The 22,435-nt window shown below is 62.8% G+C and carries 17 protein-coding genes and 1 pseudogene; 3 read left to right on the forward strand and 15 right to left on the reverse strand.

The genetic code is table 11. The features are described 5' to 3' along the window. Positions 1 to 9: 9 nt before the first annotated feature. Together BCO18175_RS12530 and BCO18175_RS12535 are read right to left on the reverse strand one after the other, a co-directional pair. The gene (locus BCO18175_RS12530; protein ID WP_174970190.1) at positions 10 to 852 is read right to left on the reverse strand and encodes an ureidoglycolate lyase; all 843 of its coding nucleotides are present in this window, start codon (positions 850 to 852) and stop codon (positions 10 to 12) included. Positions 853 to 893: 41 nt separating this feature from the next. Beyond that, entirely contained in the window at positions 894 to 1,658 is a 765-nt protein-coding gene (locus tag BCO18175_RS12535) for an SDR family oxidoreductase (RefSeq protein WP_174981065.1), read from the reverse strand. Between the two features lie 664 nt (positions 1,659 to 2,322). Between BCO18175_RS12535 and BCO18175_RS12540 the strand changes: the two genes are divergently transcribed. The 3 genes and pseudogenes from BCO18175_RS12540 (at position 2,323) to BCO18175_RS12550 (ending at position 4,276) form a co-directional block, all read left to right on the forward strand. Next, positions 2,323 to 2,613 carry a DUF3331 domain-containing protein gene (locus tag BCO18175_RS12540; protein WP_039366241.1) on the forward strand — a complete coding sequence of 97 codons (291 nt, stop codon included), beginning with the start codon at positions 2,323 to 2,325 and terminating at the stop codon, positions 2,611 to 2,613. Between the two features lie 166 nt (positions 2,614 to 2,779). After that, positions 2,780 to 3,765, forward strand: a pseudogene (locus BCO18175_RS12545) (oxidoreductase). A gap of 214 nt (positions 3,766 to 3,979) precedes the next feature. Continuing rightward, a complete protein-coding gene (locus tag BCO18175_RS12550; RefSeq protein ID WP_039366237.1) occupies positions 3,980 to 4,276 on the forward strand; it encodes a DUF4148 domain-containing protein in 297 nt (98 codons plus the stop codon). 191 nt (positions 4,277 to 4,467) lie between these two features. Here BCO18175_RS12550 and BCO18175_RS12555 read toward each other — a convergent pair whose 3' ends face one another. The 13 genes from BCO18175_RS12555 to BCO18175_RS12615 form a co-directional block, all read right to left on the reverse strand. After that, a complete protein-coding gene (locus tag BCO18175_RS12555) occupies positions 4,468 to 6,228 on the reverse strand; it encodes a ShlB/FhaC/HecB family hemolysin secretion/activation protein (protein WP_174981068.1) in 1,761 nt (586 codons plus the stop codon). Further along, complete coding sequence (locus BCO18175_RS12560; RefSeq protein ID WP_174980586.1) at positions 6,225 to 6,485, reverse strand: hypothetical protein; 261 nt, start codon at positions 6,483 to 6,485, stop codon at positions 6,225 to 6,227. The genes BCO18175_RS12555 and BCO18175_RS12560 overlap by 4 nt, the downstream gene beginning before the upstream one ends. Further along, positions 6,482 to 7,000, reverse strand: a complete 519-nt coding sequence (locus BCO18175_RS12565; RefSeq protein WP_174981072.1) for a hypothetical protein — start codon at positions 6,998 to 7,000, stop codon at positions 6,482 to 6,484. Before BCO18175_RS12565 ends, BCO18175_RS12560 begins: the two co-directional genes overlap by 4 nt. 161 nt (positions 7,001 to 7,161) lie before the next feature. Then, the gene (locus tag BCO18175_RS12570) at positions 7,162 to 7,422 is read right to left on the reverse strand and encodes a hypothetical protein (RefSeq protein WP_174981074.1); all 261 of its coding nucleotides are present in this window, start codon (positions 7,420 to 7,422) and stop codon (positions 7,162 to 7,164) included. Positions 7,423 to 8,076: 654 nt separating this feature from the next. Beyond that, the gene (locus tag BCO18175_RS12575; protein WP_174981077.1) at positions 8,077 to 8,283 is read right to left on the reverse strand and encodes a hypothetical protein; all 207 of its coding nucleotides are present in this window, start codon (positions 8,281 to 8,283) and stop codon (positions 8,077 to 8,079) included. Next, positions 8,277 to 8,849 (reverse strand): hypothetical protein, encoded by a 573-nt coding sequence (locus BCO18175_RS12580; protein WP_174981080.1) that lies wholly within the window; start codon positions 8,847 to 8,849, stop codon positions 8,277 to 8,279. Before BCO18175_RS12580 ends, BCO18175_RS12575 begins: the two co-directional genes overlap by 7 nt. Before the next feature lie 112 nt (positions 8,850 to 8,961). Further along, a complete protein-coding gene (locus tag BCO18175_RS12585; RefSeq protein WP_174981083.1) occupies positions 8,962 to 9,411 on the reverse strand; it encodes a hypothetical protein in 450 nt (149 codons plus the stop codon). A 12-nt stretch (positions 9,412 to 9,423) separates the two neighbouring features. Next, a complete protein-coding gene (locus BCO18175_RS12590; protein WP_174981086.1) occupies positions 9,424 to 17,463 on the reverse strand; it encodes a two-partner secretion domain-containing protein in 8,040 nt (2,679 codons plus the stop codon). A gap of 259 nt (positions 17,464 to 17,722) precedes the next feature. Further along, entirely contained in the window at positions 17,723 to 18,913 is a 1,191-nt protein-coding gene (locus BCO18175_RS12595; protein WP_174981089.1) for a TauD/TfdA family dioxygenase, read from the reverse strand. Between the two features lie 22 nt (positions 18,914 to 18,935). Continuing rightward, entirely contained in the window at positions 18,936 to 19,892 is a 957-nt protein-coding gene (locus BCO18175_RS12600; RefSeq protein ID WP_174981093.1) for an alpha/beta hydrolase, read from the reverse strand. Positions 19,893 to 19,925: 33 nt separating this feature from the next. Then, positions 19,926 to 20,414 (reverse strand): thioesterase family protein, encoded by a 489-nt coding sequence (locus BCO18175_RS12605; protein ID WP_174981096.1) that lies wholly within the window; start codon positions 20,412 to 20,414, stop codon positions 19,926 to 19,928. 12 nt (positions 20,415 to 20,426) lie between these two features. Continuing rightward, positions 20,427 to 21,392: an L-carnitine dehydrogenase gene (locus BCO18175_RS12610; protein ID WP_174970197.1), complete on the reverse strand. Its 966-nt coding sequence runs from the start codon at positions 21,390 to 21,392 to the stop codon at positions 20,427 to 20,429. An 88-nt stretch (positions 21,393 to 21,480) separates the two neighbouring features. After that, the gene (locus BCO18175_RS12615) at positions 21,481 to 22,410 is read right to left on the reverse strand and encodes a 3-keto-5-aminohexanoate cleavage protein (RefSeq protein WP_174981099.1); all 930 of its coding nucleotides are present in this window, start codon (positions 22,408 to 22,410) and stop codon (positions 21,481 to 21,483) included. Positions 22,411 to 22,435: the final 25 nt, after the last annotated feature.

Raw genomic sequence — 22,435 nt, forward strand, 5'->3', positions numbered from 1 at the left:
GAAAGGAATTCAGGCCTGCACGGTGCGCTGGCGTTGCTCGCCGAGCCCGTCGATGCCGAGCGTGATCACCTGCCCGGCGCGCAGATAGACGGGCGGCTTCTGCCCGAGACCGACACCCGGCGGCGTGCCGGTCGAAATCACGTCGCCCGGCTGCAGGCTCATGAAGCGGCTCAGGTAGCTGATCAGGTGCGGCACGCGGAACACCATCGTCGCGGTCGTGCCATTCTGGTAGCGATGGCCGTCGACGTCGAGCCACAGCCGCAGCGCGTGCGGATCGGGCACTTCGTCGGCCGTCACGAGCCACGGGCCGAGCGGGCCGAACGTGTCGTTGCCCTTGCCCTTGTCCCACGTGCCGCCGCGTTCGAGCTGGAATTCGCGCTCCGACACGTCGTTCACGACGCAGTAGCCGGCGACGTGCGACAGCGCGTCGGCTTCCGCGATATAGCGGCCGCCCTGGCCGATCACCACGCCGAGTTCGACTTCCCAGTCGGTCTTCTCCGAGCCGCGCGGAATCTCGACGTCGTCGTTCGGCCCCGAGATCGCGCTCGTCCACTTGCCGAACACGACGGGCTCCTTCGGCACCTCCATCCCCGATTCGGCCGCGTGGTCGGAATAGTTGAGCCCGATGCAGATGAACTTGCCGACGCGGCCGACGCACGCGCCAAGCCGCGGCGTGCCTTCGACGAGCGGCAGCGACGACGGCGGAATGTCGCGCAGCCGTGCGAGCGAGGCTGGCTCCAGCGCGGCGCCGGCGATGTCGTCGATCACGCCGGACAGGTCGCGAATGTGGCCCTGCGCATCGAGCAGGCCCGGCTTTTCATGGTGTTTGTCGCCAAATCTCAGCAGTTTCATGTCGTGTCGTGCGGAAACGGAAAGTGAAGGAGAAAGTGTGGTCAGTTCGACCAACCGCCGTCGATCAGGTGGATCGCGCCGGTCGTGAACGACGCTTCGTCGGATGCGAGGTACAGCGCGAGCGCGGCCACTTCTTCCGCGCTGCCGATACGGCCGATCGGCTGGCGTGCCACGAACGCCTGGCGCACCTCGTCGGTCGACACGTGGCGCGTGCGCGCCTGGTCCGCGATGCGCTGCTCCAGCGACGGCGATTCGATCGTGCCCGGGCAGATCGCGTTGCAGCGGATGCCCCGCTCGACGAAATCGGCGGCCACCGCCTTGGTCAGGCCGATCACGGCCGCCTTGGTCGTGCCGTAGACGAAGCGGTTCGGCACGCCCTTCACGCTCGACGCGGCCGACGCCATATTGATGATCGACGCGCCGCCTGCCTCGAGCATCGCGGGCAGCAGCGCGCGGATCAGCCGGTACATCGACGTGACGTTCAGGTTCATCGAGAACGCCCATGCGTCGTCGTCGCAGTCGAGGATCGAGCCGTGATGCACGAAGCCCGCGCAGTTGAACAGCACGTCGAACGCGCGCTCGCTTGCGGCGAGCGCCGCGACGTCCTGCGCATCGGTCACGTCGAGCCGCCGCGTGGTCAGCCGGCCGCCCGCGCGTTCCGCGTCGGCCTCGAGCCGCGCGAGCGCGGCTTCGTTGATGTCGGTCGCCAGCACGTCGGCGCCCTCGCTCGCGAACCGCAGCGCGGTCGCGCGCCCGATACCCTGCCCGGCCGCCGTGACCAGCGCGCGCTTGCCCTGCAATCTCATGAGCAACTCTCCCGAAAAAGCCGGCCACCCGTCGGCCGATTGGCACAAAGGACTAAAGGTCCAACCAATCATAGGAAGTGAATTCGCTTTTGTCACGGAATCGGGATTCAGTATTTACCCGGGTGGGGAAATCGGGCGGTCGAGCAAGGATCTAGCGCTCGACGGCGCCCGAGAGCGTGTCCCGAGATCCGCGCACGCCCAATACCGGCGGGCCATCCAGCCGTTCATTCGCATACGTCCGGGCGCTACGCCGCACCAAACTGACAAAAAAGTCATGTTCACGTCAGGGTCTCAACGGGATGCGCGCGCCATCATGGCGTACCGGACTGCGCTTCCGGTCCATCGCCTCCCCGCCCGCGTTCGGTCCCTGCGGGCACCTCCGTCCCCCGGCGATGGGCTCCGTGACTGGGCGAGCAGACACGGCGCGCAGGCCGATTTCCCGCCCCGGACTTCGCGTCCGGGGCGTTTTTGTCTGTGGTTTCCAAGAAAATAAGCTTGGATTGTTTCTAAATCGGCAAAAGGTAATTTGAGCCAGACAGGATGTTTTTTCCGGTCACAGACGCTTACATTTAGCGCACCACTCATGGAAACCGCTACGGATTCGCCATCGGGTAGTGACATCCACTGCCACGGCCGAACCGCACGAGCTTTAGGAAACGGCAAAATGAAGGCCTCCAAATCCCTGCCTGCGCTCGATCCCGCCGACGTCCACGTCGAAATCCTCGAACGTTCCGATACGCTGCTCGTCGTCCGCTGGGTCGAACCCGGCCGCTGCCACTACGGTGAACAGCGCTGGCGCCGCCGCTTCGCGCAACGCACCGGCACCTGCGCGCTGTCGCGACAGGTGATCCACCGTGGCGACGAAGTCTTCCGCCCGGCCGAACGCCCGGCGCCCGCGAACGCGGCCGCGATGATCTCCGCCGCCGAAGTGCTCGCGCTGGCCGGCGGCAGGTAAATCCTGCCGGCCGCGCGTCACGGCACGCGGCACCCAACGCTGCACCGGCCTAGAAGCGCCGGTCTAATTCCCCCGCTTGTCTGCCACGCCTGCGCGCACTATCGTTACACCACTCAATGTAATGATTACGTGCCGCGGCCGCCCGGTCGCGCCGATGGAGGCAGACATGCATGCATGGAGCGCGCGCCACGTCCCGGCGCAGGGTGGCAAGGTCGCGGTCGTGACCGGCGCCAACAGCGGGCTCGGCTGGCAGCTCGCGGAAACGCTGGCCGCGAAAGGCGCGACGGTCGTGATGGGCTGCCGCGACGCCGCCCGTGCCGAGCAGGCGGCCGACGCGATCCGCAGGTTCCATCCCGATGCTCGCGTCGAAGTCGACGCGCTCGACCTCGCCGATCTCGCATCGATCGCACGCTTCGCGGCCGATGTGGCCGAGCGCCATGGCCGCGTCGATATCCTCTGCAACAACGCCGGCGTGATGTTCCTGCCGCTGCGCCATACGCACGACGGCTTCGAGATGCAGTTCGGCACCAACCATCTCGGCCACTTCGCGCTGACCGGCCACCTGCTGCCCGCGCTGCGCGCCGCGCGCCGTGCGCGTGTCGTGACGATGTCGAGCGGCTTCAACCGCGGCGGCCGGATCCGCGTCGACGACCTGCGCGCCGAGCACCGCTACAACCGTTATCTCGCTATTGCGACAGCAAGCTCGCGAATCTCGTATTCGCGATCGAGCTGCAGCGCCGATTCGAGCGCGCGGCATTCTCCGGGATCAGCGTGGCCGCGCACCCGGGCTACGCGGCGACCAATCTGCAGTTCGCAGGCCCGGCGATGGACAGTTCGCCGGCCCGTGCCGCGCTGATGCGCGCCGCGAACCGTTATCTCGCCCAGCCGGCCGACCAGGGCGCGCTGCCCGCGATTCTTGCAGCGACCGCACCCGATCTCGCCGGTGGCGCCTATCTCGGGCCGTCCGGCTGGTTCGAGTCGCGCGGGCTGCCGGCGCCCGCGAGCGTACCGCGCGCGGCAAGCGACGTGGCTTCGGCGGCCCTGCTGTGGGAAGCATCGGAAGCCGCGACGGGCGTGCGCTTCCTCAGCTCGGGCGCGCCGGCCGGACGCTCACCGGGCCGGCCGTTCGACACGGCGGCCGAGGTGCGCTGAACCGCGCTTCGCCCTCCGCAATATTCTTCATACTTGTTGCGCCAACCGAAAAGAAAGCCGGTTGAAAGCCTGATTCGACGCGCCACTGTTACCACCCAGGAAACAATTTATCGTCAAAATCAGCGTTTACCCTCAACCCTCCGATGACTAAGATTTGGTCAATCGCTTAAGACATGGTGTCGAGAGCGAACTCAATAAAACACCGGAGGTCATCATGAAATCGCTCGTTTCCGCAGTCGTTGCCGCTGCCGCCCTGTCCGCTTCGTTTGGCGCATTCGCTCAAAGCACCGTGACCCGCGCTCAAGTGCGCAACGAACTGGTTCAGCTCGAACAAGCCGGCTACAAGCCGGGCGTGTCGAGCCCGTACTACCCGAACGACATCCAGAGCGCCGAAGCGCGTGTTCATGGTGCCGACACCAGCGGCTACGGCGCGCAACCGGCTCCGGCCGTCCACTCGGGCGCCCCGGCTGCATCGTCGAACGCACGCGACTCGATCTTCTTCGGCCAGTAAGCCGATGCGCCCTCGGCGGGCGCCGCGCGTCGCGCGATGAAGCAGGAAAGTCCGAACGAGCCCCCTTGCGGGGCTCGTCCTTTTTTATGAAACGCATACCTCCGCCGCCCGGCAACGGGTGGCTTCGCCCGGGCGCCTGGCGTCCGGGCGCTTTTTCGCATGCGCGCCAAAATCGCTCGTCGGTTGAACGATCAATACTGCGCGTTCAGTTGGAAACCAAGCGTCAAGCGCACCGTGTCGAATCCCGACGGCTTATAGACCGGCGCGCCGACAAACAGGTCGTAGGCGTACATGCCGAAGCGTGTGCCGACACGCCCCTTGATCCCGATTGCCGCGCCCGCCAACTGCGTCCCGACCAGCGCAACGGGTTGCGGGCCCCACACGCGACCGTAGTCGAGACCTGCATAGACCGCGTGCCCGGTCTGCCTGATCGGCGCCTGCAACTCGTTACGCCAGTAGAAGCCGCGGGCGGCGGACAGCATCGTCTCGCCATCGAAGCCGCGCACCGTGTAGCGGCTACCGATCGACAGGTTATCGATGTAGTACAGCGTGTTGCCGGTATGTTGACCGTGAACGGTCGTCACGTAGCGGAACGGCCGCCGCGCAATCGCGAACGGCACCGACAGGTTCGCGTCGAGGACAGCCATCTTGTAGCGATACGTCGGGCCGCCGTCCAGCGCGAGAATGTCGTCCTGTGCGCCGAACGCGCCGAGACCCTGGCGGTAGGCGAGCGTGCCGTCGAACTGAGCGCCGCCGAAGTAGTGGCGATCGGTCAGGCCGATTTCGACGAACGTGTTGTTGCGGCGCTGCTGCGGGATCTCGGTGTCTTCGATGAAGCTTCGACCAAAACGACGCGACAGGCGGATTTGCATACCGAGTACGTCGTTCTGGCTGCGTGCGAGTACGCGGTGCAGCTTTACGTCGACCGTCTTCGAGTTGCCGCTTGCGACGAACGTCTGGTTCACGCCTGCGATCTGTTGATAGTAGGTGCTTGTGTAGGCGGAGAGCGTCGCCGTCCAGAAGCCCCACGGAATCGAATGGAAGCCGTTCCAGCCATGCGAGCCGAGGCCCTTGTCGCCGAGTTCGAGATCCTGGCTCACGCCGATGTTGAAGATGTCGTTGAGCCCCAGCGGGTTGTCGATGCCGAGCGACAGGTTGCCCTGCAGCCTGCCGGTCGCGCGCGTGCCCGAGTTGTCGACCGACGCGACCACCGTCCACGGCTTGCCGCGCTTCACGTCGAGCACGACATCGCTTTCGCCGGGCGTGTCGGCGGGAACGATCTGCATCGAGACGTCCTGGCTCGACACGCGTTTCATCTGTTCGAGGCCCTGTTCGAGATCACGCAGGCTCAGGAGGTCGCCGTCGCGGGTCGGGAAGGCGGTTTTCCACGTGCCGCGCAGTGTGTCGTCGGCGAAACGCACGCGACGGATCACGCCGGGGATCAGTACAAGCGTCAGCGTGCCGAATGACAGATCCTGTTCCGTCAGCAGCACACGCGTCGTGACGTAGCCGCGCGCCAGGATGATTTGCGACAGGCTTTTGACGAGCGTATCGACGCCTTGTTTTCCAATGCAGGCGCCGGTGTAGTGATCGAGCCAATCGCGTGCGAACGCGAAACGGTCCTGGGGGAGCGCCGATGCGGCTTGGGACTTCACTGGATCTGGTAGGGAATCAGGCACTTCCAGCACGAATCGGTCAATCAGGAAGCATGGCGTTTCTTCCGGCAACGTGGAATAAGTTTCGACGCGTGAAACTTCCAAACGTACCGTCGGCGCATCGACTGCCGCCTCGCGCTGCTGCGCGTCGCGTTGCTGTTGCAACTGCTGTTGTTGTTCCGCGTTGGCACGCGCGGCGGCTGCGGCATCGGCCGACGTCGGCGTATGCTGCTGTGCGCTCACAGCGAGTGAGGCCAGGGCCAGCGGCAGCGCCGCCACCCGAAGGAATGTTTTCACTTCGTATCCTCGTCGCCATCTTTCGTCTTGTAGCTGTCGTGTGCTTTTCTGTAACTGTTGCCGAAAGGCTTTAAATGCAGGAGATTTGAGCGCTCTGCGTATGTTCCGGTGACTATGACTATCATTCCTACGACAACACCGAAGAACATGTTTAACCCAGACAGAAAAAAATATGACCCAGCCGCAACGGCTATACCCGTTGCCAACAAGACAATGCGAAACCAGGGTGCAAAATTACCGTTATCTATAATCTTCATTTTCGATTCCGAACTGCTTCATTGAGTTTGGCGCCAACGTCATTAAACGTGCCAGTGCTCTTGATCCCGTTCCCGAGTTCAGTAAAGAAAATTCCAGCCAGAGGGTACTTGTTTGCAGCGCCTCCAAGCGTCACATCCACAACGCCGCCCACCACATAAGCCCCCAGATTGGGACGAGCCATCTGCGCAACAAAATCTGCGGCCCACCCCGCAACTGTCGATCCGAATGCAATGAATTCGAAAGCCGGTGCAAGCGGTGTTGGGAGCACGGCACCCGTGGCCGCCGTCGCACCGAGTCGTCCAGCATTTGACGAAACTGCTGACGCTGCGTCTGCTGTCGTGTTCCTCACGTATTTCGCATCCGACGGGTCGAACTTCGTCAACGGCCCGGTCAGATTGGAGCCTGAACTGCTTTTGCCAGCTTGGCCATAAACGATGTTCGGCACACCATTCAGTGCCGATCCGCAATTTTCCAGAATATAGCTTTGCAAATTCGAGTTCGGCTGCAGAACCATTCTGCACCTGGCGATTCGCTTGCGTATAAGATCGCCGGTTGCCTGATCGACCGAAATCCCTTTCTGTTCCGCATATTTGGCCGCGCTGCCCTTGATCCACTTTAACTACCGATTAAACCGATCCGTATGTAGCGTCCATCGCCTCTGTTGACTTCCCCGCACTACAGCATTGCAAGAAAATATGAGCGCCCGAAGGTGAAGGCAGCAGCAAGACCCACGCTCACTAACGCACCAATCGCACTAAGCGCAGTTGGTTCGTTGTAAGCGAACCATGCAAACAAAAGCGGAGCCATCATCATTGTTGATTTTAGCCAATATAGAAATTTCGCCCCAAACGAATCCTCCAAGCCTCTCCCAAAGAGAAGAAAGGTGACCAATAGAGCTGCGATGGAAATTATTATCGCACCAATTTCCAGCATCATTTCTTTGACCCGTTAAATTAATCTAAAGTATCCCCCTCCACCAAGGATTGGTGGATGGATCAAAAACAGATCCCACCAATCGAGATAATTCTGTCGCATTACCCAATGAAACACCTGCTTGCTTTCCGGCAGCAATCGTTCACGTCTTTGTCCAAACCGTCTGACCGGCCTTGTTCGCGCCGTATTGCGTCCACTCCGTCCCGTCTTGCGGCTTGTCGCCCGATGCAACGCGCACATTGCCCAGCAGTACACCTCCGTCGCTCATTACCAGATCCATTTGCGCCATTTACTCTTGAATCTGCTGCTCTGTATATTTCCCACCGCTCTCAGCTGTTAGCTTCTCCGCAAGAGTTTTGTCCTTTCGCTTTTTATTCCTCATGAAACCACCAATTGAACCGATCAATTTTCATTACGAATGGCCAGCGCTTTCAGGCACCTAGAAATACTTGCGGCATCGAAAGTCATTCCTATCGATCCATTCCTATCAGCAGACGGAGGCACCACAGATGCGAAAGCACCATCTTTGCAAAAAGATAGCTCATTCCCCCTCCTCGAAATTATCACCCATCCACGTTTTAGCAACGTATTTTCGTAGGAACACTGCAAATTCATGGTCCAAATATTCCGATCAATGCTTAGCATAAGATAGACTCTTTAAATAGTCGCTTTCTCATTATTATCATAATTAACAATACGTCTACCACCACCAACGACAGCATTCATATCGCTACGCATCATCGATAATCGGTCGAACAATTGCGTTTGTGCAGGTCCATACTGACACGAACGCACAAGAGACCCAACTGCAATAATAAAAATCAGCAGCACTGCAAATTGCAGCCACGTTTGATATTTCACCATTTTGAGCCTCCGACAGGTTTCGACACGGTAGTGCCGCCTGAAATTCCCGGCATACCGATTCCAAACTCAATAGATGTTCCCCCTCCGATCGAATGATTCATTCCTACACAAGCGCCACACATGCAGCCACCAAATGGAATTGACGCTCCGTTAAGGAAGTTATTTGTTTCGATCGTTGCGTTATCGCCTGGAAATAAAAGATATCCAAACACAATATTTCCAGACGGCACAAGAGGATTGGCCTTCCCTCCTCCAAGGTATATTTGGCCATCATGCAAATTCACCGAGGATCCGTAAGCTAGACTCATGCCAGAACCGTTTGCCGCTGAATAGTCCGGTGCCCGCAATCCCGGGCCTGCTGGCGTGCCGGAATTTTTTGATAGTGCAGTCTGTTCAGGCGACGAGGATCCATCCTTGTTTCCGAACATAAGTGGATTGTTAAAGTACTGATCCTTTGTAAGCAGGCTCCCCCCATTCTGGTTGATGTAAGCTACCGCCGTTGTATCCCCGCCCGGCCCCTTGCTCGCCGCAGCATCAACCAACCTATAACCGTTCACCAACAACATGTTCTGCGCCTGAGCCACCGTGATCGCCTGACCAGTCCTTTCCTCATAGAACTACTTCGCATTGTCCTTCGCCCACTTCAGCTCATCCGGGTGAAGCTGCCTATTAAACTGATCAGTGCATTCTCCGACGACAGAAATCCTCAGTTCCCGCATTGAATTCCATACTTACCGAAAAGGTTCTCCTTTCCAATCCGTTCACAACTTCTTTATTAGGCACACTAGAAATAGAAAACTTCATTCCGCTCTTACACATCACGTATACGCCATCGCCTTCGCCCGCAAACGTCCATCCCCTTTCTTTCAGAGACTCTTTGAGTGCGATTGATTTTTTATCGCTGAAAGTTGAAGCATCCACATCATAAACTGCAAGAGCCGCGCCCGATTTTGCGTTCTCATGCCGAGATAAAATTGTCGAATTCCCGAACAAATAACCCATATCCACAACCATAACACCCAACCTCTCTTTTGTGACGGAACCAGTTGGAGTCCGGGAAATTACCCAAAGCGCCAGCACTGCCCACAGGAGGAAAATAATAATTTTCTTTGCTGAGAATTTCTTCATGACCTTGCTCGATCATTTCCCAAATGGATTGGGAATCTCGCCAGAATAACCGGCCGCAGAATTTCCATTGACATTGGGAATCTTCGTAAAACCACCGAAGCCAACCCCGAACTCGAACGCAGTCGATCCACCGATGGCGTGATTGACGCCTACACACGCCCCAAAGGCGCATCCACTTCCGCCGACCGATTGACCAGCAAGAAATGCATCGGTCAGCTTCCCTTTGTCGACTGAGGACTGACCAACGTTATCTGTAATAACCCCTGCTGTAATTGCTCCACCTGCCGAACGAGAGGCAGCAATAGATGCGCCATAGTAAATGTTTCCATTATGTGCATTGATGGTCAATCCACCACCAATTCCCGCACTGTATTGAATGCTCACGTAGTCAACAGATCCCGGCCGCTGGACCGCCATTCCCGACGACCACGATTTCTGGTCCCTCTGCACATCAGTCATACTGTACTGGAACAAGCTGCCGCCCGGCGTTTGCTTCACCATGCCGCCGTAGCTAGCAGTCGCGAAGTACGTCCCGTTGTAATTCTTCAGTTGCGCCTGTTCGATCGTATAACCTGCACCTTCCTGCTCCAGTGCTGAATACTTTGCGTAATCAGCCGTGCCAGGTGCGTATCCCGCTGCACAGTGGACTAATGCGCATCCCGCCGCTTCCAGACGATGTTCTTTGTTGGTGTCGCCGTTGGCCAAATCATGTATGACTTTCTTTTCTTCGGGGTGAAGTTGGCGATTAAACCGATCAACGTTGTACCCCGAAAACGCCCCCGACTCACCGCCCACAACCCCACCAGCCCCCGTCGCGATGACGTTCGCCACGATATTGCCCAGCGCCTCATTCATATTGGCGTTGCCAGTCGGATCGCTTTTCTCGATCGCGCTACTCAGGTCGTTCAGCTTGCCTGCTGCGATCGACGCAATCGCTGCACCCGCAGCACCGCCGACTGCATTCCCACCCGCCAGCCCCGTCACCAGCGCTGCACCGGCGCCTTGCATCAGCGCGCGGTTCGCGCCGCCTTCCTTCCACGCGTCGACGCCGGCCTGATCGCCATTCTCCGTAGCCTCCTTCTTCATCTGGTCAGCAAAATCGCCGATCCGACGCGATACCGCCTCACCTGCCGCACTGGCCGCCGACATCATCTCCGCCTGCTTGCTCAGCAGGTTCTGCATGTCCGGCAGCCTGGCTACCGTGCCATTCGTATCGGTCGTATCGCGGTTCAGGCTCGCCACATCCTGCTTCTGGTTCGCCGAATCCGTAATCGTGACGGCCCCCGCGCTCACACCGCTCTTCGTCGTCGCGCTATCGCTGCCGCTCTCGTGCTGACCGAGCATGGGTGACGCGCCGCCCATGTTCTTGCCCGACCCACTGCCGTGCGTGCTGTAGTTCATCCCGCCGTCGCCCGTCGTCGCGCCCGCGCTGAACCCGCTCGACTTCGCGTCGTAGCTCGACTGGTTCTGAACATCCGAGAAAGACAACGAACCGGTCGTCAGCGAATTCTTCGACGCATCCGCATCGCTCGCGATCACCGCGCCCTTCAGGTCGGTGTTGCCCTTGACGTTGAGATTGAAGCCGCCGTCGCCCGCCTGAATCCCGGCCTGCTCGGCGACGCCCACATAGCTGCCCGTCGCGTTGCCCTTGCTCTGGCTAAAGTTCGCACTGGCGCCACCCTGACTGACACTGAAGCCGCCACCCGAACTCGACTGATGCGCCGCGCTCGACAACGTGTCCTGCACGCTTGCGATGTTCAGGTTCCCGCCCACGTCGGCATTCACCTGATTCCCGCTCACGTTCGAGCTGATGATGTTCGTATCGCCGCCCGAGATGATCGTGACCGTGTTCGCCGCATTCACGTGGCTGTTGTTCTGCGTGGCCAGATCGCTGTTGCCGTCGCCATTGGCCTTCGACATCGCCGCCGACACGCCAAAGCCGCCCGTGCCCACCGACACGCCCACACTCGCGCTCTTCGATTCGTTCGTGCTGCGCGTCGCATCGGTATCCGTCGTATTGACGATATTGACCTGGTTCTTCGCGGCCAGGATCACATCGTTCGCGTTCACGTCCGAACCGGCGATCGTCACATTGCCGCTCCCCGGCTGCCCGTTGCCGGTCGCGGCAAACGCCACAGTCCCGCCCGCGTTCACGCTCGAGCCGCGGTTCGTCACGCTGTCTTCGCTGAAGGCACTCTTGCTGTGACTGCTGCCGATACTGGCCTCCACCTTGAACTGCGGCGTCTCGCCCGCTCCCAATGCCTTGACCAGATCGCCGGCAGCCATGTTCGCGTCCCAAGCCGCACTCGCCGCAGCCATCCCGTGCAATGCCGCCGCGCGGCCATCCTGGCCCTGGCTCGCCGCACGCGACTGGCCGACCGCGTTCGACACCGCATCGATCACGGGCGCCTTCAACGCCAGCGTCAGCCCGCTCTTCGAAATTTCCTGCGTCTGCGCACGATGGCCGAAGTCCTGTGCCGCGTCGATCGTCACGTTCGCACCGGTGCCGCTGATGTTCTGTGCCGCAATCAGATCACTGCCCGTCACGTACAGATCGTTCCCGGCTGTGATTTTCAGGCTGCCGTTCAATGAGCCGATCATGCTGGCGTTGTTCAACACGTCGCTCGTCTGGCTGGTCGTCTTGAGCGAACTGCTGCCGACCGACACCGACAGCCCGCCGCCCGACATCAGCCCCGTTTCCTTCTTCTGGTAGTAGCTCGACGACGTCAAGGTATCCTGCGACGCCGTGATCGTCACGTTGCGCACCGCGCCGAGCGCAACATCGTTCGTGCCGACGACCGTGCTGCCCTGGACGATCAGATCCCGGCCGGCAGCGATCGTCACACCATCAGCCGACACCAGGCTGCCCTGATTCAGCGTCATCGTCTGGTCGATCCCGCTCGCAATCTTCGTTCCACTTAATATGCCGCTGCGGCTGTGCATTTCGTGCGCATTCAGTTCGTGCGTCTCGGTTGCCGCGCCGATGTTCACGTCGCCGGCTGCGGCCAGCGAGGCATTGCCCCTGTCCAGGCTGATCGCGCTGCCGATCACGTTCAGGTCCTTGCCGGCGACGATCGCCACGTTGTCGCCACCCGTCAGCGTCGTGCCCGTCAGCGCTTGATCCGACGAGTGGTAGGTTTCCGCATAGCTGCGGTTCCCTTCGTTGCCCGAGCTGTTGCTGTTCACGGTCGACGTCGCGCTCGCCGCGCCGAGCGTCACGGTGCCGCCGGCCACGATCGCGCCACCGCCGCCCAGTTCGATCTGCGCACCCTTCGCCGTCAGATCGCCACCGACCGCGATACCGGAAACACCCCCGACCTTGACCGAACTGCCCGTGCTTCGGTTGATGTCCGTATCCGACACGCCGTTCGCGCGCTCGACCACCTTGTGCTCGCCGGCCTGCTGCGCGCCGAGCATCCAGTCGCCACCTACCTGCATGCCCAGATCACCGCCGACATTCAAACTACCGGCGTTCTGCAGGAAGTTGCCACCGGTCACGATCGCCGCATTGCCCACTACGTCGATACTTGCCTTCGGCCCGAGCGTCGTCGATACCCGCGTTGCGCCATCGGCATTCGTCTGGTTTCGCGTCTGCGTCGAGGTATCGAGGATCAGGTCGCCGCCCGCCACCAGCGCCAGGCTGCCGGCCTTCACACTGGCCGACGTCAGATCGACCGTCCCGGTCGTCGCAAGCGTCATCTGGCCGCCGCTTTGCAGCGTGCCGAAGCGGTTGTCGATACTTTTTCCGTCGATTGACAGCTTGTTCGACGCGCTGATCGTGCCGCTGTTCGAGAACGACTGGACGTTCTTCAGATCGATGTTGCCGGCCGCGATCAACGGGCCACCGCTCATGTCCTGCTGGCTTGCCTGCGCCAGATAGACCACCGGCACCAGCACCGGCTGCCCATCGACGACTCGCGTCTCCATCAGCACCACGTCGCCCTGCAACTGCGCGACCTGATCGGCCGACAGCCCCATCCCAAGCGGTAGATCGAGCGATTTCGAAAGTTCCGCCCCGGACGACAGCAGTGCCTGATACATCGACTCGATGTCGGTGTACGGCCCCAGCATCGCCTTGCCGGTCAACGCCGTGATCTGGTTGCGCACCAGCCATTGCTCGTAGAAGCCGTCGCCCAGACGCTTCTCCGTCTGGTCCGGGTTCAGCCCGAGCTGCCGCAGGTAGTAGTCGCTCGACATGAACGAGCGCGTGTTCGTAAATGCCGGATTCGACTCAATCAGGTAGTTGGCATTCGGCGCGGGATTCGGATGGAACAGGCCGCCCTGCGGAATCGCCAGATTCTTCAGCACGTCGACCGCCGTCGCGCTGGCGATCACCCAGTCGATGCCGCCGCCGACTGCTCCGACGTCAACACCCGGCGGCAAGCCGATCGGCGGAATTTCGGCGTTCCCAGCCGGGTTGTCGACACCCACGCCCGTCCCGCTCAGCGTGCCATTCGCGACGAAACTCGATTCGTAGCTCGGCAGCGCGTACTCGCGCACGTCCGACGGCGCATTGCAGCCGGGCGCATCGCAGAACGAATAGCTCCAGATCCTGCCTTTGTAGGTGCGGTACCAGTACTGACCTGTGTACGTCACCTTGAGCTGGGGCGCGAGTTGCCCCTTCCAGCTATCCTGATCGAGCGTGCCGGGCATCGCGATGTCACCGGCCGCCGTGACGCGGCTCCAGTAGTTCTGGAGCGTGTCGACCGACGAGGCGTCCAGATTGCCGCCCACCACGATCTGCGCCGCCGGACTGATCTTCGAGATCAGGTTTGCAAGCGGCGTACCCGTGTAGGTCGTGTACAGATAGTCGCTGTTGTCCTTGCCGCCATGCGGCGGCTCGACATAGACACCGCCGATGTTCGCGGGGTCTTTTACGTTCGCTTCGCCAACCTGCCCGCTCAGACTGATACCCAAGCGCTCAAGCAGGGCCGAGTCGACCTGCGAGGTCCATACCGTCTGCATCTCGCGTCGCGTGTTCGTCACGAGACTGGCATGCAGCGCCATGTCACCATCCGACTGGATCAGCCCCGACTGATTCAGGATCCGCCCGGCCTTCGTGTATTGGCCTGCCGCATCCTTGCCACCGGCCAGCACCACGCGACCCAGGCCGTAGATCGCGGTCAGCGCCGGGGTATCGGTCGCGGTCGTATCATCGCGGTTCTCGATGTTCTGCGCGAGCAGTTCGAGCAGCCCGTCGCTGTCCGACGCGCCGATCAGCGCGGTCGGGCCGACATTCGCGAGCGTCGACTCCGCTGACAGCGATACGCTGCCGCCGACCAGGGTGCCGGTATTGATCAACGTGTTCGACTGCGTACGCAACAGACCACCGGCCGCAATCGCGCCGCTGTTGGCGATGTCGCCGGCGTCGATGCTCAGGTTGTTCACGCTCATCAGGCCGGCGGCATTGCTGAACGTGCCGGGTAACGTGAATGCCAGATTGCGGCCCGCATTGAAGCGGTACATCGACGTGTTCGTAAAATCGCCTTGCAGCGTCAGCGCCAGATCGTTCGCCGCGCTGTACGCGCCACCGCCGGAGAGCGTACTCGCGTTCACCGATAAATTGCGCGTCGCGCCGATCCTGCCGCCTGCGTTGGACACCACACCGGTCGTTGTGATGCCGACATCGCCGTCGGCACCGGTAATCCGGCCGCCGTCGTTGTCCAGGCGATCCGCCCGAAGCTGTACGTTCGCGCCGCTCAATTGGCCGCCTTGCGTATTGATCACTGAACCTGCATCGAGCGTCACGCCGCCGCTGGCTGCAAGCGAGCCGCCCGTGTTGTTCAGTTCGCCGCCGATCCCGGCCGACACCGAACCGAGCGCGGACAGCCTGCCGCCGATGTTGTCGAAAGCGCCCGCCGACAACGCCACCGTTCCGCGGCTCGCGATCGAGCCGCCTACGTTCGCCAGCAGACCGGAACCGAGGCCGGGCATCAGGATCATCGAGCCCGTACCGGCGTGAATGATCGAGCCACTTGCGTTATTGAGCGTTGCCGGCGCCAACGTCAGGTTCGCACCGTTCGTCTGGATCGTGCCGCCGTTCGAGTTGTCCAGCGTGCCACTGATGTCGAGTGTCGTGTCCCGACTGCCGTACTGTGTGAGCGTACCGTGTGCGTTGTGCAGATCTGCTGCCTTCACGTTCAGTCGATCCGCCGCGATCGCACCGTCGCGGTTGTCGAGCAGCGCCGTCGTGACCTGCAGTGCCTGCTGCGCCGTCAGGCTACTGTGATTGACGACCGTGCCCGCGTGTACCGATACGTCGCCGTTGCCGCCGATCACGCCACCCTGTGCGCCGGTCGCCGTCTTGCCGCCGGCATTCGTCAGTTGGCCACTCATGGACAGCGACAGACCGTCCGCGCTCACTGACACAATCCGACCCGCCGTGTTGTCGATCGAGGCGCCTGTCACCGACAGGGCACCACCGCTTTGCATCGTGCCGGCGTTGTTCGCGATATCGCCTGCCTTCAACGTCAACGCATCGTCCGTGACCAGCGTGCCACCGTGGTTCGCGACCTGCCCGGACGTGTCGATCGCCAACGACCCGACTGCGGAGATCTGCCCGCCCTGATTCGACAGACTGCCCGCCTGAATCGTCATGCCGGCCTGACTCGACAGCGTGCCGCGATCATTGCGCAGCATGCCCGACGCGCGCGCGTCGATCGCACGTTGTGCGCTGATCGTCGCGTTCGTCAGGTCAAGATCGCCTGCCTGGACAAGCAGCGAAGCGTCTGCGTTCGCGGCTGTCTTCGAGCCCGACAGATCGACACCGCTGCCCGTCAGCGCAAGGTTACCGCCCGCGACGTTCTGGCCCGTCGCTGTCAACTGACCGGTTGCCGCGACGGTCAGGTCACCGCTACCGCCAACCGCGCCATCCGCCTTCACGCCTGCGCCCAGCGAGCCCGTCGATGCGATGTTGCCCGCAGCGATGTTCAGGTTCTGGAGCGCCGCTAGCGCGCCGCTATTCGCCAGCGTACCCGCGGTCGATACCGAGACGTTCTGCTCACCGTAGGTCGTGCCGCTATTCTCGATGCCGTCCTGCGCGGCGATCGTGAGATTGCCGGCCGCGTTCGTCTTGCCGCCCAGCACGAGCTGGCCATTCGATTGCAGCGTCAGGTCGCCCGACTGCGCGGCAATCGTCCCCGCGTTGGCCACGCCCACGCCATGTTCGTTCGAGACCAGCAGGATTCGGTCGGCATACATGCCGCCCAGTTGACTGACGTCGATGGCCACGCTCGGTGCTGCACCTTCGCCTTGAGTCAGCGTGGCCGCGAGCGTATTGCGATCAACCTGATTGGCACCGCCGACTACGTTCAGGTCCTTCGCATAAATCGCCGCATTGACCTGCACGGCACGGGAGATCAGGTCCACCTGATCGACGTTCGAGGCATTCAGACCCGCACCCTGGACCGTGATCAGTCCACGGTCGACGTGATAGCCTGCCAGCGAACCATCTGCACCGTAGTACGGCTGGCCGGTCGTCAACGTGGCGCGACTGGTATTGATGAAACCGCCGCCATCGACCACGATGCCGGCCGGGTTCGCCAACACGACTTCCGCGCGGTTGCCGGCGACCTCCACATAGCCTCGAATCTGGCTCGCGGACGTGCTGTTGACCTGGTTGACGATGATGCGAGCAGACTGGCCGGGGCCGAAGTTCGGGTTGCCGTTGATCATCCCCGCCTGCTGGGTCTGGACCATCGCCGGCGAGTTATTCAGGATCGCGCCGTTCTTCCGAACATCGAACTGGTTGTACGTATTCACCGACACGCCTGCGCCAGACGGCTTCGCGATGTCGACTTGCGGCAATCCGCTCGGCGTCTGGATCACGTGCGTCGGTGTGCCGGGCGTTGGTACGATCTGCGCGTGGATGATCGCTGGCGCCGCGCCGAACATCGCGGCCATCGTCGTCACGACGGCGCCGCGCGACACGCCGCGCCGTTGCGCACGCGTCTCGCCACCGGCCGATTTCCCCGCAGTGGTAGCCGTTTCCCCTACAGCCACCACCATCTCCCGGAGCCTGGAATACACCAAGCGGTAGGTCTTTCCGTTCATCGTTATTTTGCTGGTACTTTTCAGATCGATGAACCATATTCGAAACAATTTCGAGAAACGGAAGGCGTTTCATAAATACTACGAAGCAATAAAAATCTGACACGTCCGATTGACGCGTGTTGCGCGATGATCGTGCGCGAAGGTGAACGGCATCGCCGATTCGCCTGCGTGGCATTGGCATCGGCGAAAATGAAAAAAGCCGACCCATCGGGTCGGCTGTCATGTTTCAGCAACTGTCTCTATGCAATAACCGATCCGCCTATCCGGCCACTGCAGCTGCCGAACGCGACAACACACGCCACCGCGACAACAGTTCGTCGCGATCGACATAGCAGCCCTGCAGGTGCCGGCGGCCGGTAGACGGATCGAACTCGGTGCGCGCATGCAGCACGCGCCGGTTGTCGAACGCCCACATGTCGCCCGCCCGCAGCCGGCGCTGCACGCGAAAGCGCGGCTCGCGCGCCAGCGCGAGGAACCGCCGGTACGCACGATAGACGGCCGCGACCGAGCCGGCCGGCGCATCGAGCGGCCCGCGCAGGAAGTTCGCGACGCGCACCTCGGTGACGTTGCCGCGTGCATCGAGCCCGATCACCGGCGCCGAGCAGCGATAGTCGCTGTTCGCACTCTTGTTCCAGAACTCGAACGGTGTCGACGCGAGCTGTTCAAAATCGGCCGGATGCTCGCGCCGCAGCGCATCCGCCAGCGCGAAGCCGTCGAGGAATACGCTGTCGCCGCCGGTCGCGTCGTTCGCGAGGCAATGCAGGAACTGCACGCCCGGCTGCAACTCGCGGGTCGGCAGATCGGTATGCGGCGGCAGGTTCAGCGACGTATACGCATTGCTGTCCGGGCGCGGCTTCGATTCGACGTCGAACAGCACGCCGAAATTGCTCTCGCGGATCAGGCCGATGCGGCGCGCGATCTCGTCGACACGGCCACGCTCGGCCGGCACGCCTTCGACGAGCGTCAGCCCCGTGCGTTGCAGCGCGGCGAGCCACGCGAGCAACGCGTGGTCGTCCTCCATCACGTCGCGCCACGCAAACACGCCGATGGCCGTCGCGTCGTCGCCGGCCCACACGTGCCGCCCGTGCGCGGCCTGGCGCTCCGCTCGGGACGCATCGTCGTACGCATGCGCGCGCAGCCAGCCTGGCGACCACGCGCTGCGATGTCCGTCGTTCCACTCGACATGCAGCGCGCCGTCGGCTTCGACATGCACCGTGAGCGCGGAGAGATCCTCGCGCGCATCGGCGATCTCGAACACCTGTTCACGCGTGACGGCATGCACGCAGGCTGAACACGCGCAGTTGTCGCGTAGCCAGTCGAAATGAAACGGCGATCGTCGCGTGTCGCTCCATTCGACGTCCACCGCGCCGTCGCCAATCGTCGCCGCCGCAATGGCCGCCTCGGCCGAAAACGTCCGCCAGTCCTCGATACGGTGTTGCACTGCCTGCATCGTTGCCTCCCGGAAACGCCCGCTACGCGTGTGGTGCGAGCAGAAACCCGCCGACCGTCCGGTGCATCCGTGCCGCCTGCGGACTCGTTCCGAGCGCGCGCCAGCAGCCGTGCACCAGCCCCTCTCCCATCCAGTAGTGCGCGGCACCGCCGGCCGCGCGAATCCGTTCGACGTACACGCGCGCATCGTCGCGCAGCGGATCGTGTTCCGCGCCGATCGCGAGCACGGGCGGCAGGCCGTCGAAACGCGAAGCCGCGAGCGGCACCGACGCGCGCAGCAGCGGGTTGCCGTCTCCCAGCGCATCGAGCAAGCCGCCTTCCCAATACAGCGCGCGATAGCGATGGACGTCGTCGAGCGTCAGCATCGGCGCGTGCGCTTCCGTTTCGCGCGCGGGCGATTGCGGTTCGAACCCGAGCATCGGATAGACGAGCGCGATGCCGTCGACACCGCCTTCGCCCGCATCGCGCAACGCGGTGGCCACGGCCGCTGCGAGCATGCCGCCCGCGCTATCGCCCGCGAGCGTCAGCGGATGCACACACGGCCCGAACGGCCAGCGTGCGTCGCGCGCGGCGCGCGTGACTTCCAGGCAATCCTCAAGCGCGGCCGGCGCGCGATGCTCGGGCGCCAGCCGGTAGTCGACCGCGATCACGTCGAGCCCCGTATCGGCCGCCAGTTGCGCGGTGATCAGCGAGTGACTGTCGAGCGAGCCGACAACGAAGCCGCCGCCATGAAAGAACAGCACCGTGCCGCGTGGCGTGCCGTGTGCAGACGTATAGCGCCGCAACGCGATCGCGCGGCCGTCGGGTGCATGCCAGACGGCGTCCTGCTGCACGATGCCGGCCGGCAGCGCGGCCGGCGTCCATTCGGCCGCGAAGCGGTCGTACAGGCGGCGCTGCTCGCCGGGCGAGCGCGCCGCCGCGTTGGCCGGATACCACGCGTCGACGGCTGCAACGAACGTCGCGATTTCCGGTTCGAGCATCGTGTGCGCTCCGCGGTTGAAGGTTCGCGCCGGCTATCGGCGCGGCGGCAGCCCGATCACGCGGCCCGCATACGCGGGTGCCGCGCAATCACGCTGCAATGCATGCAGCTCGGCCACGCGTGCGGCCACGTCGTCGTCGAACGGCGCCGATTTCGCGCCGTCGCGCGTGTCGACGTGCAGCAGCATCTGCTCGCTCGCCGATACCGCATCGTCATGCCCGTCAGCGAACAGCTCGAGATACAGGTGCAGCCGCTTCGCGTCATGCGCGAGCACGCGCGCATCGACGCGCACCCGCGTGCCTTCCTTGATCTCGTGCAGGTAGTTCACGTGCGCTTCGAGCGTATAGACCGAGCGGCCCCGCTCGCGACGCGCGGCGTCGTCCAGGCCGATGCGATCCAGCAACGCATCGGTCGCGAAGCTGAAGATCAGCAGGTAGAACGCATCGCGCAGGTGGCCGTTGTAGTCGACCCATTCGGGCCGCACCACGTCGCGGTAAATCGTCAGCGGGGTATCGCCGGTCATCGTCTCTCGTCCTCAGTCTTCGAATCGCATCCCGTGCCGCGCCTTCACCGCTGCAATCGACTTCAGCACCTCGGTGATGCACTCGTCGCGATAGCGCTCGAGTTCCTTGATGCTGCGCGTGCCCTGCTGTTCGGTCGTGCCTTCGACGACGCTGTCGATCAGCGCATCGGTCAGCGTGGGCGCGACCAGCTTCGTCCACGGCAGTTCGAGCGCGGGGCCGAACTGCTGCATGAAGTGTCGCATGCCCGCGTCGCCGCCCGCGAGCGTGTAGGTCAGGAACGTACCCATGAACGACCAGCGGATGCCCGCGCCGAAACGGATCGCGTCGTCGATCTCGCCGGTCGTCGCGACGCCTTCGTTGACGAGGTGCAACGCCTCGCGCCACAACGCTTCGAGCAGGCGGTCCGCGATGAAGCCCGGCACTTCCTTGCGCACGTGCAGCGGCCGCATGCCGAGCTTGCGATAGATCTCCATCGCGCCTTCGACCGCTTCCGGCGACGTGCGGGCGCCGCCGAGCACTTCGACGAGCGGCAGCAGGTAGACGGGATTGAACGGATGGCCGACCACGCAGCGCTCCGGATGCGTCGCACGTGCGTAGAAATCCGTCGGCAGCAGGCCCGACGTCGACGACGCGATGATCGCATCGGGCTTCGCCGCGCGGCTGATCTGCTCGTGCAGTTCGAGCTTCAGCGCCTCGCGCTCGGGCGCGCTTTCCTGGATGAAATCCGCATCGGCGACGCATTCCTCGATCGTCGATACGAACCGCAGCCGCGCGGGATCGGCGCCCGGCGCGAGGCCAACGCGTTCGAGCGCGGGCCACGCGTTCGCGACGTTCGCACGCAGCCGCTCTTCCGCGCCCGGCGCGGGGTCCCAGACGACCACGTCGAGACCGTGCGCGAGCGCGCGGGAAATCCATCCGCTGCCGATCACGCCGGTGCCGATGGCGGCGAACGTCTTGATGTCGGTCTTCACAGCCATGTCAACGCATCCTTCAAATCAGGGGAAATCGGTGGGCGGCCGCGCCTGTGCATGCCGCCGCGTCATATCAATCAGTCAGTGATACCGTTCACGCGAACTCGGCGACCGCACGGCGTTCGAGCAGGCGCTCGCCGCGTGCGGGCAAGCCGAGCTTGCGGCGGCCTTCGGCCGGCGTCAGCACACGGGCGCCCAGCCGTTCGATGATCTCGCGCGCACGCTCGACGAGCGTGCCGTTGGTCGCATGCACGCCGCGATCGAGCCAGATGTTGTCTTCGAGGCCGACGCGCACGTGGCCGCCGAGCAGCATCGCCTGCGCGACCATCGGCATCTGCATGCGGCCGATCCCGAAGCCGGCCCAGTGCGCGCCCGGCGGCAGGTTGTCGACCATCGCCTTCATCGTGCCCGTGTCGGCCGGTGCGCCCCACGGAATCCCGAGGCACAGCTGGAACAGCGGCGGATCGTCGAGCAGCCCTTCCTTCAGCAACTGCTTCGCGAACCACAGATGGCCCGTGTCGAAGATCTCCAGTTCCGGCTTCACGCCGAGTTCCTGGATGCGCTTCGCGCCGGCGCGCAACTGCGCGGGCGTGGATACGTAGATGTAGTCGCCATCGCCGAAATTCAGCGTGCCGCAGTCGAGCGTGCAGATTTCGGGCAGCAGTTCCTCGACGTGCGCGAGACGCGTGAGGCCGCCAACCAGATCGGTGCCCTTGCCGAAACGCATCGGGTCTTCGCCCGGGCCGATCTCGAGATCGCCGCCCATGCCGGCCGTCAGGTTGATGATCACGTCGACGTCGGCCGAGCGGATGCGGTCGACCACTTCGCGGTACAGGTTCGGGTCGCGGCTGCCGCGCCCCGTGTGCGGATCGCGCACGTGGCAGTGCGCCACCGTCGCACCGGCCTTCGCGGCCTCGATCGCGGCGGCCGCGATCTCCTTCGGCGTGACCGGAATCGCCGGATGCTTGCCGACCGTATCGCCCGCGCCGGTGACGGCGCAGGTGATGATGACTTCATGGTTCATGCTGGTTGCCTCGCTTGAATCGGGT

The sequence above is a fragment of the Burkholderia lata genome (assembly GCF_902499335.1).
GTDB classification, from domain to species: Bacteria; Pseudomonadota; Gammaproteobacteria; order Burkholderiales; family Burkholderiaceae; genus Burkholderia; species Burkholderia lata_B.

What these genes read in the sequence shown, in the direction of transcription:
- BCO18175_RS12615 (WP_174981099.1), bottom strand. Translation starts at nt 22,410, where the DNA reads ATGAACCATGAAGTCATCATCACCTGCGCCGTCACCGGCGCGGGCGAT.
- BCO18175_RS12550 (WP_039366237.1), top strand. Translation starts at nt 3,980, where the DNA reads ATGAAATCGCTCGTTTCCGCAGTCGTTGCCGCTGCCGCCCTGTCCGCT.
- BCO18175_RS12530 (WP_174970190.1), bottom strand. Translation starts at nt 852, where the DNA reads ATGAAACTGCTGAGATTTGGCGACAAACACCATGAAAAGCCGGGCCTG.
- BCO18175_RS12605 (WP_174981096.1), bottom strand. Translation starts at nt 20,414, where the DNA reads ATGACCGGCGATACCCCGCTGACGATTTACCGCGACGTGGTGCGGCCC.
- BCO18175_RS12595 (WP_174981089.1), bottom strand. Translation starts at nt 18,913, where the DNA reads ATGCAGGCAGTGCAACACCGTATCGAGGACTGGCGGACGTTTTCGGCC.
- BCO18175_RS12610 (WP_174970197.1), bottom strand. Translation starts at nt 21,392, where the DNA reads ATGGCTGTGAAGACCGACATCAAGACGTTCGCCGCCATCGGCACCGGC.
- BCO18175_RS12570 (WP_174981074.1), bottom strand. Translation starts at nt 7,422, where the DNA reads ATGATGCTGGAAATTGGTGCGATAATAATTTCCATCGCAGCTCTATTG.
- BCO18175_RS12600 (WP_174981093.1), bottom strand. Translation starts at nt 19,892, where the DNA reads ATGCTCGAACCGGAAATCGCGACGTTCGTTGCAGCCGTCGACGCGTGG.
- BCO18175_RS12575 (WP_174981077.1), bottom strand. Translation starts at nt 8,283, where the DNA reads ATGGTGAAATATCAAACGTGGCTGCAATTTGCAGTGCTGCTGATTTTT.
- BCO18175_RS12565 (WP_174981072.1), bottom strand. Translation starts at nt 7,000, where the DNA reads ATGGTTCTGCAGCCGAACTCGAATTTGCAAAGCTATATTCTGGAAAAT.
- BCO18175_RS12560 (WP_174980586.1), bottom strand. Translation starts at nt 6,485, where the DNA reads ATGAAGATTATAGATAACGGTAATTTTGCACCCTGGTTTCGCATTGTC.
- BCO18175_RS12540 (WP_039366241.1), top strand. Translation starts at nt 2,323, where the DNA reads ATGAAGGCCTCCAAATCCCTGCCTGCGCTCGATCCCGCCGACGTCCAC.
- BCO18175_RS12590 (WP_174981086.1), bottom strand. Translation starts at nt 17,463, where the DNA reads ATGAACGGAAAGACCTACCGCTTGGTGTATTCCAGGCTCCGGGAGATG.
- BCO18175_RS12580 (WP_174981080.1), bottom strand. Translation starts at nt 8,849, where the DNA reads ATGTTGTTGGTGAACGGTTATAGGTTGGTTGATGCTGCGGCGAGCAAG.
- BCO18175_RS12535 (WP_174981065.1), bottom strand. Translation starts at nt 1,658, where the DNA reads ATGAGATTGCAGGGCAAGCGCGCGCTGGTCACGGCGGCCGGGCAGGGT.
- BCO18175_RS12585 (WP_174981083.1), bottom strand. Translation starts at nt 9,411, where the DNA reads ATGAAGAAATTCTCAGCAAAGAAAATTATTATTTTCCTCCTGTGGGCA.